Raw genomic sequence first — 16,522 nt, 5'->3', positions numbered from 1 at the left:
CCTATTCGACTTCGCTTTTGAATAACCGATACCAGAAGATCGCCACTTCGCGGGTTTGCGGATCGATACCGCGATAGCGCAGCTTGTCGATGCCCCCCATCACGTAACCACAACGTTCATACAAACGGCAGGCGCCGAGGTTGTTGTTCTGGGTTTCCAGCATCAAGCCGGGCAGGTTTTTCTTGCGGCTCCAGAACTGCGCCACATCCAGCAATGCCTTCGCCACCCCATGACGCCGCGCGGGCAAGACCACCGCCAGTTCATCGACATGGGCATAGCCGTTCCAATTGGTACTGACCACGATATGCCCCACCGGGCGGTCGTCCAGGTAGGCCATGAAGATCGCGCTGTCGGGCGCATCGCGAAAACTGGCGAACTCTTCCGGATCGATGCCATAGCACTTGCGGTACGGCACGATGCGCTCCACGGGCCATTGATCGACCCGCGTGCCCATCTGCGGCTGCCCATAGCCGCTGACCTCAAAGCTGAAGTCATTACCCCACACGTAGGCATCAAAACCTTCATCAGCGACCCGCACACTGAGCCCCGGATACTTCGGGTTCATTACAGCTTGCATAAACATTCTTAACCCTTGATGCAATCGACGGTGTAACAACGACCACTGCCGTCATCTTCGTGTTGTAACCCATGAACATCGGCGACAAAACCGGGGAAACTGCTATCGAACGTCCGGGCAAAGGCCAGGTAGTCGATGATCGAGCGCGTCGAATCAGTAAACCGCTCGCCCGGCATAATCAATGGAATGCCAGGTGGATACGGCACCAGCATTACTGCTGCGATGCGCCCTGGCAAGGCGTCAATCGACACCGCTTCGACTTCACCTCTCACCAATTGGTCGTAGGCGTCGGCCGGTTTCATCGCAATTTCCGGCAACACCGTGTACATGCGTTTGAGGTGTTTGGCGGTGGCATTGCGGCGGTAACAGCTGTGCAATTGATCGCACAGGTCGCGCAAACCCAGATCCTGATAGCGCGCCGGCCCTTGTGCGAAGACCGATGGCAAACAATTGGCGAGGCTGACATTGGCATCGTAACTGCGCTTGAACTCAAGCAATTCGGTGAGCAGCGTACTCCATTTGCCTTTGGTAATACCCATGGAGAACAGCACGAGGAAGGAATACAACCCGGTTTTTTCCACTACCAGGCCACGCTCCCACAGGAATTTGCTGACCACCGCAGCAGGAATGCCGCAGTCGCTCAGAGCGCCCCCGGCGGTTAGGCCGGGCATCACCAGTGTCACTTTTATCGGGTCCAGCAGCACGTAGTCCTCGGCCACATCACCAAAGCCATGCCAATCGTCCTCAGGATGCAACAGCCAATCGTCGGTAACCACCTGATCGATACCCGCCACCGACGGCGGCTGCCAGATGGAGAACCACCAGTCCTCGGCAGCAATGTGTTGGCGCAGGTTGGCCAGGGCACGGCGGAAACTCAAGGCTTCGTCGAACATTTCCTGCAACAGCGAGCGCCCGGCCGGGCCTTCCATCATCGCTGAGGCCACGTCCAACGAAGCGATAATGCTGTATTGCGGCGAGGTTGAGATATGCATCATGAACGCTTCGTTGAAACGATCACGGTCCAGCTGCCGCGCACCGCCGTCCTGCACGTGGATCATCGAGGCCTGGCTGAAGGCTGCAAGCAGTTTGTGGGTGGAGTGAGTGGTGAACACCAACGGGCTGTCCGGCGTGCGCGAAGTGCCCATGCCGTAGCGCCCGGCAAAGAACTCGTGAAACGCCGCATAGGCATACCAGGCCTCGTCAAAGTGCAGCACCTCGACACTGCCGCCCAATTGCTGCTTGATCAGCTCGGCGTTGTAACACAGGCCGTCGTAGGTGGAATTGGTGACCACCGCCATCTTCACTTTCGGCACTCGGCCACGGGTAAGCGGGCTGGCGTCGATCTTGGCGCGGATCGACTCGGGGCTGAATTCGCTCAGGGGAATCGGCCCGATAATCCCCAGTTCGTTGCGCTCCGGGCACAGGTACAGTGGAATCGCGCCGGTCATGATGATCGAGTGCAATACCGACTTGTGGCAATTGCGGTCCACCAGCACCAGGTCATCGCGACCGACCATGGAATGCCAGACGATCTTGTTGGCGGTGGACGTGCCGTTGATCACGAAGAAGGTGTGATCGGCGCCAAAATTGTGTGCAGCGCGGGCTTCCGCTTCGGCCAAGGGGCCGGTGTGATCCAGCAGCGAGCCCAGTTCCGGCACCGAGACGGACAGGTCAGAACGCAGGGTGTTTTCCCCAAAAAACTGATGAAACGCCTGCCCCACCGGACTTTTTCGATAAGCCACGCCACCGCCATGGCCGGGGGTGTGCCAGGAATAGTTGGAGTCGGCGGTGTGCTGCACCAGCGCCTTGAAGAACGGCGGCAACAAGCCATCCAGGTAAGTGCGGGCCGCGCGGGCGACTTGCCGGGCGAGAAACGGGACGGTGTCTTCGAACAGGTACAGAATGCCGCGCAGTTGGTTGAGTTCGCTCATGGCGTCGGCCGGCGCGTTTTCCAGGGTGACTTGCTCGCCCAGGGCAAAAATCGGCAGGTTCGGCGCCCGTAACCGTGCGAGGCGGATCAGTTCGACCATGTTTTGCAGCAGGTGGGTGTTCTCACCGGCACCTTCGGCGGCAATCAGCATGCAGGCCAAGCCATGATGGGTAGAAGCAACCAGCCGGCCTTCGGCGTAGTCCACGGCGGAAAAGATACTGAAGCCCTCTTGTTCCAACTCCCGGGCGATGCCACGGACCCGGTCACCGGCGACGGTGTCGGCTTTGATGTCGCGGTGCACGATGAGGATGGGAAACTTCAGGTCTTTGTACATAAGGGCATGGCGTCCTGACGGCTATGCACTCAAGGGTAGAAGCTTGGGGGCGATGACGCGAATGAAGATTTTGAAAGCAATGGAGAACCAGTGTGGGCTGTGTTCAGTCTTGGGGTTATTGCTGGGTCAGCTGGGTCCACAACGCCGGCGCACCCGCCGACTTGGCAATCGCCTCCAACCGCGCCGCATGCTCGGCCAGGTCTTGCTCACTGGCGCGGATAATCGGGGTCGGCTTGCGATCCGCCGGCAGGCGGCGGATTTCCGAAGGGCGGTTACCCGAGCCTTCCGCCGAACCATTGCCATCGGACGCATTGCCGGCCAGGGACAGGCTGGTCTGCCCGCCGGTCATGGTCAGGTAAACGTCGGCGAGGATCTCGGAGTCGAGCAAGGCGCCGTGGAGTTCACGGCCGGAGTTATCGACGCCATAACGTTTGCACAAGGCATCGAGGCTGTTGCGTTGGCCCGGGTGACGCTCTCGGGCCATCATCAGGGTGTCGAGGATCGAGCAGTGCTTGGAGATGTCGGCGCGATCCGTCTGCCCCATCAGGGCAAACTCGTTATTGATGAAGCCGACGTCGAACGCTGCGTTATGGATGATCAGCTGGGCGCCATTGATGAAATCGAAAAACTCATCGGCGACTTCGGCAAAGCGCGGCTTGCCCTTGAGGAATTCGTCAGTGATGCCGTGGACGCCGATCGCGCCTTCGTCACTGTCCCGGTCTGGTTGCAGGTAGACGTGGAAGTGACGCCCGGTGAGGCGGCGACCCATCAGTTCGACACAGCCGATTTCAATGATCCGGTGGCCGTCAGTCACCGGCATGCCGGTGGTTTCGGTATCGAGTACAACAGATCGGATGGCCATCAGGGTTCAGCTCTCAACGGTGTGGTGTGAATCAAAGGGCGCGATGTTAACACGTGAGCCGGCATCAGCTCTGCTTGTAGCCGCGCACTTCGTCCACGCCACGGTTGGCCAGTTGGTCGGCGCGTTCGTTGCCAGGGTGGCCAATGTGACCACGCACCCACTTCCAGGTGATGTCGTGGCGATTGCATTGCTCATCGAGCAGTTGCCACAGGTCAGCATTTTTAACCGGTTCCTTGGCCGCGGTCTTCCAACCACGCTTCTTCCAGTTGACCATCCACTCGTTGATGCCCTTCATTACGTACTGCGAGTCGGTCACCAGCAGCACGTTGCAGCGGCGCTTGAGTTCTTCCAGGCCGCGAATGGCACCCATCAGCTCCATGCGGTTGTTGGTGGTGTTGGGTTCACCGCCCCACAATTCCTTCTCCACGCCCTTGCACACCAGCAATGCGCCCCAGCCGCCAGGGCCCGGGTTGCCCTTGCAGGCGCCATCGGTGAAGAGTTCTACGCTATCGGTCATCGGTTGCTCGGTCTGAATTCAAAAAAGAAGTTACGTATCGACTTGCTCACGGTTGACCTTGGCCAGCGGCATCGGCAGCAGCTTGCCGATAGGCTCGCGACGTACCTGACGCACCGGCCGCAGCCCGACCGCGATCTTGCGTGCGACCAATAAATAGAAGCCGCCGCCCGACAGTTGCCAGGCACCTGCGCGCCGCTCCCAGCCAGCCAGGCGGCCTTGCCACTTGGTCGAAGCAAGCGGCGGACGATAGCATCCGAAGCGGCGTTTCTCCAGCGCGAAGCCCAGCAGGTTCAGCCAGTCCCCCACCCGTTGCGGCGAGATGCAGCGCGCCTGGCGCAGGCCGTCATGCGCAAACACATGGCGCAGCCCCCAACTACTCCAGGGGTTGATGCCCACAATCAGCAAATGGCCACCTGGGCGCACACTGCTCGCCGCTTCGCGCAACAAACCGTGGGGTGACAGGCAGAAATCCAGCCCATGTTGCAACACCACCACGTCGGCGGCGTGCTCGCTCAACGGCCAGGCTTGTTCCTCGCACACGATCTCAACCCCCGGCAACGGTGCGCCCAAGCGTACATTGCGTTGCACTTGGGGCGCGGCGGGTGGCGTTTCGGCTGATGGCCCGTAATGCACCAGGTAGCCGCCAAAGAACCGGCCCAACTCGTCTTCGAGCATGCGCCGTTCTTCGTGCAGCAGAAATTGCCCGATGGGTCCGGACAGCCATTCACGGGCTGCGCTGATCAGGGCCAGCCACTCAGGATCGGCCTGGGCGAACGCTTTATCAGTCATTGCATTCTCCAACTCGCCTAGACGTTCTAAGATGCACCAATGTGTTCAGCTTGGCGAATCGAAGAATGATACAGATCACTGCCCTGCCCGCCTTCACCGATAACTACATCTGGTTGTTACAAGACCCCCGCACCCAGCGCTGCGCCGTAGTCGACCCCGGCGACGCCGCGCCCGCACTGGCCTGGCTCAAGCAAAACCCTGGCTGGGCCCTCAGCGACATCCTGATTACCCATCATCACCATGATCATGTCGGCGGTGTCGAACAACTCAAAGGTGCTACCGACGCCAAGGTCTACGGCCCGGCCAACGAGATGATCCCGGCGCGGGACGTAGCGTTAATCGATAATGACCGCATCACGGTGCTCGGCTGGGACTTCGACATTTATACAGTGCCTGGCCATACGCTGGGCCATATCGCCTTTTATCACCAAGGCGTGCTGTTTTGTGGCGACACCCTGTTCGCCGCCGGTTGCGGGCGCCTGTTCGAAGGCACGCCGGAACAGATGTACGCCTCTCTTGAGCGTCTGGCCTCACTGCCTGCCGATACCTTGGTGTACTGCACCCACGAATACACACAAAGTAACCTCAAGTTTGCCCAGGCGGTGGAACCACACAACGCCGATATCGCCGAACGCGTGGAAAACGTCCTTCAACTGCGGGCCCGCGGCGAGATCACGTTGCCTTCCAACCTGGCCCTGGAAAAGCGCACCAATCCCTTTCTGCGCACCTCTGAAACATCCGTTAAACAAAAAGCGGACGAACGGAATGGGCGCGACAACCGCTCTGGGGCCGAGGTGTTTGCTAGCTTGAGGGCCTGGAAAGATAAGTTCTAACGGAAAACAATCTGATACGTAATTTCTGAATGGTTGACCGGAACCAATGCGCTTTCTAGAATCGCCCGACATTTTTGCCCGGAACTTACTTCCAGCCAATGTCGTCATCTATTCGTAAATCCAACCATTCAGACGCATTGACCCGCCTGGCTCAAGCTGTGGCGGTGGCTGTTTCCGCCACGCTGGCGGGCTGCCAATCAAACAATTTCACCGCACAACCCACCGTGCAACCCAAGCCAAACCTTACCGCCAAGATCAAACAGAAACCCGTCATCTGGCTTTCAGAGAAGCCGGCTCCCGACGTCCCACAAGACGTCTGGGAACGCATGCGACGTGGCTTTCAATTGCAGGACGACGTAGGCGTCAACCCGCGCATCGAGCAACAGCGCCTGTGGTTCGCCAGCAACCCCTCCTTCCTGGAAAACGCCGGCGAACGCGGCAGCCTCTACATTCATTACATCGTCGAACGCCTTGAAGAACGCAACATGCCCCTGGAGCTGGCGCTGCTGCCAGTGATTGAAAGTGCCTATAACCCAATGGCCTACTCGCGCAGCAATGCGGTCGGCCTGTGGCAGTTCATTCCCTCCACCGGGCGCTACTTCAACCTGCGCCAGACCCGCGCCTACGATGGCCGCCGCGATATCACCGCTTCCACCACCGCCGCCCTGGACTACCTGACCCGCCTTCACGACATGTTCAACGGTGACTGGTTGCTGGCCCTGGCTGCCTATAACGCCGGCGAAGGTACGGTGAGCCGGGCAATCGAGCGCAACGAGAAGCTCGGCCTGCCGACTGACTACTGGAACTTGCCCCTGCCCCAGGAAACCAAGGACTACGTGCCCAAGTTCCTGGCGCTGTCCCAGGTAGTGCTGGCGCCGGAAGCCTACGGCGTCAACCTTAACCCGATTGCCAACACGCCGTACTTCAAAGTGGTTGAAGTCAAGCAAAGCATGGACCTGTCACGGGTTGCCGCGCTGGCCGAGATCGACGAAGACGAATTGTTCCAGCTCAACCCGGCCCTGAAACAACGCACCACCTTGGACGGCCCGCAGCATTTGCTGGTGCCAAGTTCCAAAGCGCAACTGCTCACCAGCACCCTTTCGACGATGAAGCCGGAAGAACTACTGGCGATGCGCCCCAAAAAACAGGTGTTCCACGAAGTTGAGACTGCACGGGTTACCGGGCGTACCCGCAGCTACAAAGTGCGTAAGGGTGACAACCTGACGCTGATTGCCAAGGCCAACAAAGTCAATGTGCATGACCTGCAACGTTGGAACCAGCTCAACGGCCAGGCCCTCAAGGTCGGCCAGACCCTGGTGATGCAGGACACCCGCCGCGCGGTAGCCAGTCGCAAGAAGCCGGTGCAGTACAAGGTCAAGAAAGGCGACTCGCTGTACATCGTCGCCAAGCGCTTCAACGTCGAGATGCAACATCTCAAGCGTTGGAACCCACGCACTGGCCAGGCGCTCAAACCGGGGCAGATGCTGGTGGTTTCCGGGCCAAGATAAGCCGCATGAGAGCTGGCTTGTGTGGGAGCTGGCTTGCCTGCGATGCAGACACCGCGGTGTATCAATGACACCCAGGTGATGCTATCGCATGAGAGCCAGCTCCCACATTTGATCTTCACACCATTCAATACCGCGCCAGCCCTCAAAGGGCCTTCCCAACGGCCTTTTTCCAACCGGAACAAGCTGTTACTGTACCGATCATAAAGCCCAAGCCGCCTGGATCGGATCTCTGACTTGAAGCGTCCCCTCCTTCTACTAATAAGTCTGGCCTTGAGCTTTGGTGCGAACGCGACAATTACCGAGAGCCACGGGTATACGCAGTTCGGCAGGCTCAAGTACCCGGCCAAATTCACCCACTTCGACTGGGTAAACCCTGCAGCGCCGAAAGGCGGCACATTGCGGGTGATGGCCTTTGGCACCTTCGATACGCTCAACCCCTATACCTTCAAGGGCTCCAGCCCGGTTTCCACCCCCAATTTCCTGCAATACGGCGTCAATGAGCTGAACGAGCCATTGATGGTCGGTACCGGCCAGTACGCGCCCTCCGGCGACGAACCCACCTCCAGCTACGGGCTGATCGCCCAGTCGGTGGAGTACGGCGAGGATCGCAGTTGGGTGGTGTTCAACCTGCGCCCGGAAGCACGCTTCCACGATGGCAAGCCGATCACCGCCTATGATGTGGCGTTTTCCTATCGCACCCTGCTCACCGAAGGCCACCCGCAATACCGCACCAACCTGCAGGAAGTGGCGCGGGTGGACATCCTCAATCGTCACCGCATCCGCTTTGTGTTCAAGCGCGCCGGCAACCCGCTGCTGATCCTGCGCCTGGGCGAGTTGCCAATATTGCCCCAGCACTACTGGAAAAATCGCGACTTCAAGGCCACCACCTTCGAGCCGCCGCTGGGCAGCGGGCCGTACCGCATCAGCAAAGTCACGCCAGGCCGGCAACTGGTGTTCGAACGGGTCAAGGATTACTGGGGCAAGGACCTGCCGGTCAACCAGGGCTTCTATAACTACGACAAGGTCGAAGTGGAGTTCTATCGCGACAGCGATGTGGCGTTCGAAGCCTTCAAGGCCGGTGAGTTTGATATCTATATCGAACACCAGGCCAAGAACTGGGCCAATGGCTACAACTTCCCGGCGGTGAACCGTGGCGATGTGATCAAAGCGCAGATTGCCCACCAGATCCCAACGCAAAGCCAGGGCCTGTTCATGAACACCCGTCGGCCAACCTTCAGCCAGACCAAGGTGCGCGAAGCACTGGGGCTGATGTTCGACTTTGAATGGACCAACCGCACCCTGTTCAGCAACGCCTACAAGCGCACATTGAGCTACTACCCCAACAGCGAATTCGCCGCTACCGGTGTTCCAACCGGCCGTGAGTGGCTGATGCTCTCACCGTACCGCGAGCAGTTGCCGGCCAGCCTGCTTACCCAGCCGTTCAGCCTGCCGCAGACCGATGGTCGCGGCATCCCCCGCGAGACGATGCGCCATGCGCTCACCCTGCTCGGTGAAGCCGGCTGGAAGCTATCGGGTCAGCGCCTGCTGAACAAGGATGGGCAACCGCTGCGCTTCGAAATCCTGTTGGTCAACCCGAACCTTGAGCGCATCCTGCAGCCCTATGTCGAGAACCTGATCAGCATCGGTATCGACGCGCGCCTGCGCACCGTCGACCGCGCACAGTACAAGCAGCGCCTGGATCAATTCGACTTCGACATGATCCTGATCACCCTCAACCAGACCCTGAGCCCGGGCCTTGAGCAGTGGCAGTACTTCCACTCCAGCCAGGCCGCGATCAAGGGCAGCAAGAATTACGCCGGCATCAATAATCCGATTGTCGATCACCTGCTGGAACAACTGCTGGCGGCGCAGACCCGCGAAGAGCAACTGGCCGCCGGCCGTGCCCTGGACCGTGTGTTGCTGTGGCAGCACTACAGCATTCCCAATTGGTACCTCAACTATCATCGCCTGGCCTACCGCAACCGGTTCGCCTTTGTCACCACGCCGCCCTACAGCCTGGGCCTGAGCGCATGGTGGCTGAAAGCTTCGGAGAAAGCCCAATGATGTATTTGCGCAACGCACTGCTCGGCAGCCTGCTGCTGTGCACCGCAGCCCATGCCGCTCCGCAACACGCACTGACGCTTTACAACGAACCGCCGAAGTACCCCGCCGACTTCAAGCACTTCGACTACGTCAACCCGCAAGCGCCCAAGGGCGGCACGTTCCGCGAGTCGGCCATGGGCGGTTTCGACAGCCTCAACCCCTACATCAGCAAGGGCGTGCCGGCCGACAACCTGGGCCTGATCTACGACACCCTGGCCATGCAAAGCCTGGATGAGCCAATCACCGAATACGGACTGGTCGCCGGCAAGATCGAAAAAGCCCCGGACAACAGCTGGGTGCGCTTCTACCTGCGTCCCGAGGCGCGCTTCCACGACGGCCACCCGATCCGCGCCGAAGACGTGGTGTTTACCTTTCAGGAGTTGATCAAGGACGGCTCGCCGATCTACCGCACCTATTACGCCGACGTCGACGAAGTGATCGCCGAAGCCCCACTGAAGGTGTTGTTCAAGTTCAAGCGCACCAACAACCGCGAACTGCCGCTGATCCTCGGGCAATTGCCGGTATTGCCCAAGCATTGGTGGGCGACCCGCGACTTTGCCAAGGGCAACCTCGAGGTACCACTGGGCAGCGGGCCGTACAAAGTGGCCGAGGTCAAGGCCGGGCGTATGATCCGCTACGAGCGGGTCAAGGACTACTGGGCCAAGGACCTGCCGGTCGCCAAAGGTTTCTACAACTTCGATAACCGCATCACCGACTACTACCGCGACAGCACCGTGTCCCTGGAGGCCTTGAAGGCCGGGCAGTTCGACTACTGGCTGGAATTCAGCGCGAAGAACTGGGCCAACGCCTACAACACACCGGCAGTCAAAGAAGGCCGTTTGATCAAGGAAGAGATCCCCAACGGCAACCCTACCGGCATGCAAGGGTTTGTGTTCAACATGCGCAAGCCGATGTTCCAGGACGTGCGCGTGCGCAAGGCCATCAGCCTGCTGCTGGATTTCGAGTGGAGCAACAAGCAGCTGTTCAACGGCGCCTACACGCGCACCCGCAGCTACTTTGAAAACTCGGAGATGGCGGCCACCGGCCTGCCCGGCCCGGATGAGCTGAAAATCCTCGAGCCCCTGCGCGATAAGATCCCGCCCGAAGTTTTCACCCAGGCGTTTGAGCCGGCCAAAACCGACGGCAGCGGGATGATCCGTAAACAGCAGCGCGAAGCCTATCAACTGTTGCAGGAGGCCGGCTGGCGCATTGTCGATGACAAGATGGTCGACACCACCGGCAAACCGGTGACCATCGAGTTCCTGCTCGCGCAGACCGAGTTCGAACGTATCCTGCTGCCGTTCAAGCGCAACCTGGCCGACCTGGGCATTGAACTGGTGATCCGCCGGGTTGACGTCTCGCAATTCGTCAACCGCATTCGCTCGCGGGACTTCGACATGCTGGTGGGCAGCTTTCCGCAATCCACCTCGCCGGGTAACGAACAACGGGAATTCTGGAAGTCTTCAAGCGCCGACAAACCCGGCAGCCGTAACTACATGGGCCTCAAGGACCCGGCTGTCGACCAATTGGTGGAAGAGCTGATCGACGCCGACTCGCGCAAAAGCCTGGTGGCCCATGCCAAGGCCCTGGACCGCGTACTGCAGTTCGGCTACTACGTGATTCCCAACTGGCACATCAAGACCTTCCGCGTGGCGTACTGGGACCATCTGGGTCACCCCAAAGTCGCGCCTCGCTACGACGTCGGCACCGCCACCTGGTGGGAAAAACCCGATGTCAAACCGGCTGTCACCCTAGACACAAGCACAAACACGAGCGCCGATTCGGCGAGCGGAGGCGATTAAATGCTGGCCTATATTCTTCGTCGCCTGTTGCTGATCATCCCCACGCTGTTCGGAATTCTGCTGATCAACTTCGTCATCATCCAGGCCGCTCCCGGTGGGCCGGTGGAACAGATGATCGCCAAGCTTGAAGGCTTTGAAGGCGCCACCAGCCGCATTGCCGGTGGCGGCGCCGAGGTCTCGGTGGCCGGCTCCAACAGCTACCGCGGCGCGCAGGGCCTGGACCCGGCGCTGATCAAGGAAATCGAAAAGATGTACGGCTTCGACAAATCGGCGCCGGAACGCTTGTGGATCATGGTCAAGAACTACGCCACGCTGGATTTTGGCGACAGCTTCTTCCGTGACGCCAAGGTCATCGACCTGATCAAGGAAAAGATGCCAGTGTCGATTTCCCTTGGGTTGTGGAGCACGCTGATCATGTACCTGGTGTCGATCCCCCTGGGGATCGCCAAGGCCACGCGGCATGGCAGCCATTTCGACGTGTGGACCAGTTCGGCAATCATCGTTGGCTACGCAATCCCGGCGTTCCTGTTTGCGATCCTGTTGATCGTGGTGTTTGCCGGGGGCAGTTATTTCAACTGGTTCCCCTTGCGCGGGCTTACGTCGAACGACTTTGACGAGCTGAGCTGGGGCGGCAAGATCATCGATTACTTCTGGCACCTGGCGTTGCCGATCACAGCGTTGGTGATCGGCAACTTCGCCACCATGACCCTGTTGACCAAGAACAGCTTCCTCGACGAGATCAACAAGCAGTACGTGGTCACCGCCAAAGCCAAGGGCCTGACCAACCACCGCGTGCTCTACGGCCATGTATTCCGCAACGCAATGTTGCTGGTGATCGCCGGCTTCCCATCGGCGTTTATCGGTATTTTCTTTACCGGTTCGCTGTTGGTGGAGGTGATCTTCTCCCTCGACGGCCTGGGTCTGATGAGCTTTGAAGCCGCGATCAACCGCGACTACCCGGTGGTGTTCGGCACGCTGTTTATCTTCACCTTGCTGGGGCTGATCGTAAAACTGATCGGCGACCTCACCTACACCCTGGTCGATCCGCGTATCGACTTTGCCAGCCGGGAGCATTGAGATGAACCTGTCCCCCCTCAATCGCCGCCGGTATGAGCGGTTCAAGGCCAACAAGCGTGGCTGGTGGTCGCTGTGGCTGTTCCTGGTGCTGTTCGTGCTGAGCCTGGGCGCGGAGCTGATTGCCAACGACAAGCCGCTGGCCGTGCACTATGACGGCGGCTGGTACTTCCCGGCGCTCAAGCGTTACCCGGAAACTGCGTTCGGCGGTGAATTCCCGCTAGAGGCCAACTATAAGAGCCCATACATCCAGGGACTGCTCAACGCCAAGGATGCCTGGACCTTGTGGGCACCGATCCCATTCAGCTACCAGAGCATCAACTACGACCTAAAAGTGCCAGCTCCGGCGCCCCCCTCTAGCGTCAACCTGCTCGGCACCGACGACCAGGGCCGCGACGTGTTGGCGCGGGTGATCTACGGCTTTCGTGTGTCGGTGCTGTTTGCCCTGACACTCACCGTGCTCAGCTCAATCATCGGCGTGATCGCCGGCGCGTTGCAGGGCTTCTACGGCGGCTGGGTCGACCTGGCCGGGCAACGTTTCCTGGAGATCTGGTCCGGGTTGCCGGTGCTGTACCTGTTGATCATCCTCGCCAGTTTCGTGCAGCCCAACTTCTGGTGGTTGCTGGGGATCATGCTGCTGTTTTCCTGGATGAGCCTGGTGGACGTGGTGCGCGCGGAGTTCCTGCGCGGACGCAACCTGGAATACGTGCGCGCGGCCAGGGCCTTGGGCATGCAGAACGGCGCGATCATGTTCCGGCATATCCTGCCCAACGCCATGGTGTCGACCATGACCTTCATGCCGTTCATTCTTACCGGCGCCATCGGCACCCTCACCGCGCTGGACTTCCTTGGCTTTGGCTTGCCCGCCGGTTCGCCGTCGTTGGGTGAACTGGTGGCTCAGGGCAAATCCAACCTGCAAGCGCCGTGGCTGGGCATGAGTGCCTTTGCCGTGCTGGCGATCATGTTGAGTTTGCTGGTGTTTATCGGCGAGTCCGCTCGCGATGCCTTCGACCCGAGGAAATGAGATGAATCAGGACAATCTGATCGAAATCCGCGACCTCTCTGTCGAGTTCGTCACGGGCGAACATCACCACCGCGTGGTGAACAACGTCAGCTTTGATATCAAGCGCGGCGAAACCCTGGCCTTGGTCGGCGAAAGCGGCTCGGGCAAATCGGTGACCGCCCACTCGATCCTGCGCCTGCTGCCCTACCCGCTGGCGCGGCACCCATCCGGCACCATCAACTACGCCGGGCAAGACCTGCTGACGCTCCAGGAAAAAAGCCTGCGGCACATTCGCGGCAACCGCATTGCGATGATCTTCCAGGAGCCAATGACCTCGTTGAACCCCCTGCACAACATCGAAAAGCAGATCAACGAAGTGCTCGGCCTGCATAAGGGACTCACCGGCAAAGCCGCCACCCTGCGCACCCTGGAACTGCTGGAGCTGGTGGGCATTCCCGAACCGCACAAGCGCCTCAAGGCCCTGCCCCACGAACTGTCTGGCGGCCAGCGCCAGCGGGTGATGATTGCCATGGCGCTGGCCAATGAGCCGGAGTTGCTGATCGCGGACGAACCGACCACCGCCCTCGACGTCACGGTGCAGTTGAAGATCCTCGAATTGCTCGAAGCGTTGCAGGCACGCCTGGGCATGGCGCTGTTGCTGATCAGCCATGACTTGAACCTGGTGCGGCGTATCGCCCATCGCGTGTGCGTGATGCAAAAGGGCTGCATCGTTGAGCAGGCCGATTGCGAGACACTGTTCCAATCACCTCAGCATCCGTACACCCAGGAACTGCTCGCGGCTGAACCCAGCGGCGGGCCGGCGACCAATGAAGTCGGCCCCCCGTTGCTGGAGGTGGATGACCTGAAAGTGTGGTTCCCGATCAAGAAGGGCTTTTTGCGCAACACCGTCGATTACGTCAAGGCGGTGGACGGCATTAACTTCAGCCTGCCTCAGGGGCAAACCCTGGGCATCGTCGGCGAAAGCGGCTCGGGCAAATCCACCTTGGGCCTGGCGATTCTGCGGTTGATCGCCAGCAAGGGCGGGATTCGCTTCGAAGGCCAGCAACTGGACACGCTGACCCAGCAACAGGTGCGCCCGTTGCGCCGGGAAATGCAGGTGGTGTTCCAGGACCCGTTCGGCAGCCTGAGCCCGCGCATGTGCGTCAGCGAGATCGTCGGCGAAGGCCTGCGCATCCACAAGATGGGCACAGCCGCCGAGCAGGAAGCGGCGATCATCGCGGCGCTCAAGGAAGTGGGCCTCGACCCGGATTCCCGGCACCGCTACCCCCACGAGTTCTCCGGCGGCCAGCGCCAGCGCATCGCCATCGCCCGCGCGCTGGTGCTCAAGCCTCGCCTGATCCTGCTTGACGAACCCACCTCCGCGCTGGACCGCACGGTGCAACGCCAAGTAGTGGAACTGCTGCGCAGTTTGCAGGCCAAGTACAACCTGACTTACTTGTTTATCAGCCATGATTTGGCGGTGGTGAAGGCGTTGAGTCACCAACTGATGGTGGTTAAGCACGGGCAGGTGGTAGAGCAAGGCGATGCACGGGCGATTTTTGCTGATCCGCAGCATGCTTACACGCGGCAACTGCTGGAGGCAGCCTTCCTCGTACCCGCCTGACGTACACAGGCTGACGACCCTGGCGGTCTGTGCAATGATCGTCCCCCGGTCTCTAAAGGGATGGAACCACCGCCATGTCGTTGAACAACACCGCGCAACCCGCACACGCACCACGCTTTTGGCGTGATGAGCGCTTGCCGTTCATTGAAGCACGTACCATCGATGATGGGCGCAAGGTGACCTACACCCGGCACGCGCACGAGCATTTTTCGATTGGCGCAGTGACGACGGGGCGCAGCTACTACCACTACGGCGCGCAAACCTTTGAGATCAGCGCGGGCACCGTGGTGTTGATGAACCCCGGCGACGTTCACGCGTGCAATCCCATCGAGAATGAACCGTGGTCCTACCAGATGCTGTACCTCGACACGCCGTGGCTGGCCGACTTGCAGCACCAGTTGGGTTTCAGCACGGACCAGGGTTACCGGCCCTTCGACACGCCTTACACTCGGGACACGCTGCTGTACAACGGCCTGCTGGCGTTGTATCGAATACTGGTGGACGAACAAGCTGAACACCTGCAAAAACAGAGTGCGCTGGTGAGTTACTTCACTGAGGTGCAACAACGCCTCAACCCCTCCGACACCCCGGTACGCGAGGTCAACCACAAGCTGGAGCGCGCTGCCGAATACATCCGCGTCCACTGCACCCAGGCGTTGAAACTGGAAGATATCTGCGCGGCGGCCGAGTTGTCGCCGTCTTACCTGATCCGCGCCTTCAAGCAGTATTACGGGCTGACGCCCCATGCATTCCTGGTCAACCAGCGCATCCAGTTTGCCCGGACGCAATTGCGTCAGGGCGAGTTGATCGCCGATGTGGCCCAGGCCGCAGGTTTTGCCGACCAGGCGCATTTCCAGCGCACGTTCAAACAGCATTTCGCCGCCACGCCGGGGCAATACCGCGACCGGCTCACGCCATCAGCAAATAACCCACACTGGCCACCAGCAACGCGGCCATTGAGCGGTTGAACAGCCGCACGCCCTGGGGGTTGCTGAGGTAGCGGCGCAGGAACGTGCCGGCGTAGGCCCAGCAAGCGACCGACAGGTAACAGATCACCAGATAAATCGCCGCAAACAGCCAGACCTGTGCGGTATCGCCATCCGCCACAAACAACCCCATCCCCGCCACGCAGGCCAGCCAGGCCTTGGGATTGAGCCACTGCATGATCGCGCCATAGAGCATCGACGGCGCAATGGCCGTGCGGTCGGCGTCCAGCCGGCCGTTGTCCACCGCCAGTTTCCAGGCCATGTACAGCAAAAACGCCACCCCACCCCACTGGATCAACTGGGTCAGGATCGGCCAGCGCAGCAGCACTTGATGCAAGCCGAGGCCAATCAACACCAACAGCAACGTAAAGCCCACGGCGGCGCCGAGCACGTGTTTCTGGCTGGCGGCAAAACCGAAGCGCGCGCCTGTACTGAGCGCGACGACATTCACCGGCCCCGGTGTGATGGAGGTCGCCAGGGCGAAGGCAGCCATGGAAATGATCAAGCTCATGGGGGGTCCCTTTTAGGGTGATGGGTGCAGATGGCTTCACGGTAAAGGGCAAAACGGCGGCGGTATTGA

Annotated in this window: 14 protein-coding genes; 8 read left to right on the top strand and 6 right to left on the bottom strand. The window is 60.1% G+C overall.

Annotated features, from left to right (window positions below; translation table 11 throughout):
- Position 1: 1 nt before the first annotated feature.
- The 5 genes from AACY30_RS20320 to AACY30_RS20300 all read right to left on the bottom strand — a co-directional run bounded on the left by AACY30_RS20320 (position 2) and on the right by AACY30_RS20300 (position 5,009).
- Positions 2–577 (bottom strand): GNAT family N-acetyltransferase, encoded by a 576-nt coding sequence (locus AACY30_RS20320; RefSeq protein WP_339436738.1) that lies wholly within the window; start codon positions 575–577, stop codon positions 2–4.
- An 8-nt stretch (positions 578–585) separates the two neighbouring features.
- A complete protein-coding gene (locus tag AACY30_RS20315) occupies positions 586–2,841 on the bottom strand; it encodes an Orn/Lys/Arg decarboxylase N-terminal domain-containing protein (protein WP_339470805.1) in 2,256 nt (751 codons plus the stop codon).
- A 115-nt stretch (positions 2,842–2,956) separates the two neighbouring features.
- The gene (dnaQ, locus tag AACY30_RS20310; RefSeq protein ID WP_175403081.1) at positions 2,957–3,697 is read right to left on the bottom strand and encodes a DNA polymerase III subunit epsilon; all 741 of its coding nucleotides are present in this window, start codon (positions 3,695–3,697) and stop codon (positions 2,957–2,959) included.
- Positions 3,698–3,767: 70 nt separating this feature from the next.
- Positions 3,768–4,220: a ribonuclease HI gene (gene rnhA, locus AACY30_RS20305; RefSeq protein WP_010210917.1), complete on the bottom strand. Its 453-nt coding sequence runs from the start codon at positions 4,218–4,220 to the stop codon at positions 3,768–3,770.
- A 30-nt stretch (positions 4,221–4,250) separates the two neighbouring features.
- Positions 4,251–5,009, bottom strand: a complete 759-nt coding sequence (locus AACY30_RS20300; RefSeq protein ID WP_339470804.1) for a class I SAM-dependent methyltransferase — start codon at positions 5,007–5,009, stop codon at positions 4,251–4,253.
- Between the two features lie 65 nt (positions 5,010–5,074).
- On the opposite strand from AACY30_RS20300, the gene gloB reads away from it, so the two are divergent.
- The 8 genes from gloB (at position 5,075) to AACY30_RS20260 (ending at position 15,924) form a co-directional block, all read left to right on the top strand.
- Complete coding sequence (gene gloB, locus AACY30_RS20295) at positions 5,075–5,842, top strand: hydroxyacylglutathione hydrolase (RefSeq protein ID WP_339541022.1); 768 nt, start codon at positions 5,075–5,077, stop codon at positions 5,840–5,842.
- A 98-nt stretch (positions 5,843–5,940) separates the two neighbouring features.
- Positions 5,941–7,350, top strand: coding sequence for a transglycosylase SLT domain-containing protein (locus tag AACY30_RS20290; RefSeq protein WP_339541021.1), 1,410 nt, complete (start codon positions 5,941–5,943; stop codon positions 7,348–7,350).
- 234 nt (positions 7,351–7,584) lie between these two features.
- Complete coding sequence (locus AACY30_RS20285; RefSeq protein ID WP_339541020.1) at positions 7,585–9,414, top strand: extracellular solute-binding protein; 1,830 nt, start codon at positions 7,585–7,587, stop codon at positions 9,412–9,414.
- The gene (locus tag AACY30_RS20280; protein WP_339470799.1) at positions 9,411–11,255 is read left to right on the top strand and encodes an extracellular solute-binding protein; all 1,845 of its coding nucleotides are present in this window, start codon (positions 9,411–9,413) and stop codon (positions 11,253–11,255) included. The genes AACY30_RS20285 and AACY30_RS20280 overlap by 4 nt, the downstream gene beginning before the upstream one ends.
- The gene (locus AACY30_RS20275; protein ID WP_339470797.1) at positions 11,256–12,332 is read left to right on the top strand and encodes a microcin C ABC transporter permease YejB; all 1,077 of its coding nucleotides are present in this window, start codon (positions 11,256–11,258) and stop codon (positions 12,330–12,332) included.
- Between the two features lies 1 nt (position 12,333).
- Entirely contained in the window at positions 12,334–13,353 is a 1,020-nt protein-coding gene (locus AACY30_RS20270) for an ABC transporter permease (RefSeq protein ID WP_339470796.1), read from the top strand.
- A 1-nt stretch (position 13,354) separates the two neighbouring features.
- Positions 13,355–14,956, top strand: coding sequence for an ABC transporter ATP-binding protein (locus AACY30_RS20265; RefSeq protein ID WP_339418321.1), 1,602 nt, complete (start codon positions 13,355–13,357; stop codon positions 14,954–14,956).
- Between the two features lie 74 nt (positions 14,957–15,030).
- Entirely contained in the window at positions 15,031–15,924 is an 894-nt protein-coding gene (locus tag AACY30_RS20260) for an AraC family transcriptional regulator (RefSeq protein ID WP_339541019.1), read from the top strand.
- Here AACY30_RS20260 and AACY30_RS20255 read toward each other — a convergent pair.
- The gene (locus AACY30_RS20255) at positions 15,866–16,453 is read right to left on the bottom strand and encodes a LysE family translocator (RefSeq protein ID WP_339541018.1); all 588 of its coding nucleotides are present in this window, start codon (positions 16,451–16,453) and stop codon (positions 15,866–15,868) included. The genes AACY30_RS20260 and AACY30_RS20255 overlap by 59 nt on opposite strands.
- Positions 16,454–16,522 lie beyond the last annotated feature (69 nt).

Source organism: Pseudomonas sp. RA_5y_Pfl1_P24 (assembly GCF_963970945.1).
Lineage (GTDB): Bacteria > Pseudomonadota > Gammaproteobacteria > Pseudomonadales > Pseudomonadaceae > Aquipseudomonas > Aquipseudomonas tritici.
Note: the sequence above shows the minus strand (reverse complement) of the source record. Positions and strands in the feature narration are given on the sequence as shown.

Bases quoted from the DNA above. Each gene is read 5' to 3' on its own strand.
- AACY30_RS20315 (WP_339470805.1), bottom strand. From the start codon at position 2,841: ATGTACAAAGACCTGAAGTTTCCCATCCTCATCGTGCACCGCGACATC.
- AACY30_RS20320 (WP_339436738.1), bottom strand. From the start codon at position 577: ATGCAAGCTGTAATGAACCCGAAGTATCCGGGGCTCAGTGTGCGGGTC.
- AACY30_RS20275 (WP_339470797.1), top strand. From the start codon at position 11,256: ATGCTGGCCTATATTCTTCGTCGCCTGTTGCTGATCATCCCCACGCTG.
- AACY30_RS20265 (WP_339418321.1), top strand. From the start codon at position 13,355: ATGAATCAGGACAATCTGATCGAAATCCGCGACCTCTCTGTCGAGTTC.
- gloB (WP_339541022.1), top strand. From the start codon at position 5,075: ATGATACAGATCACTGCCCTGCCCGCCTTCACCGATAACTACATCTGG.
- AACY30_RS20280 (WP_339470799.1), top strand. From the start codon at position 9,411: ATGATGTATTTGCGCAACGCACTGCTCGGCAGCCTGCTGCTGTGCACC.
- AACY30_RS20290 (WP_339541021.1), top strand. From the start codon at position 5,941: ATGTCGTCATCTATTCGTAAATCCAACCATTCAGACGCATTGACCCGC.
- AACY30_RS20300 (WP_339470804.1), bottom strand. From the start codon at position 5,009: ATGACTGATAAAGCGTTCGCCCAGGCCGATCCTGAGTGGCTGGCCCTG.
- AACY30_RS20260 (WP_339541019.1), top strand. From the start codon at position 15,031: ATGTCGTTGAACAACACCGCGCAACCCGCACACGCACCACGCTTTTGG.
- AACY30_RS20255 (WP_339541018.1), bottom strand. From the start codon at position 16,453: ATGAGCTTGATCATTTCCATGGCTGCCTTCGCCCTGGCGACCTCCATC.
- AACY30_RS20270 (WP_339470796.1), top strand. From the start codon at position 12,334: ATGAACCTGTCCCCCCTCAATCGCCGCCGGTATGAGCGGTTCAAGGCC.
- rnhA (WP_010210917.1), bottom strand. From the start codon at position 4,220: ATGACCGATAGCGTAGAACTCTTCACCGATGGCGCCTGCAAGGGCAAC.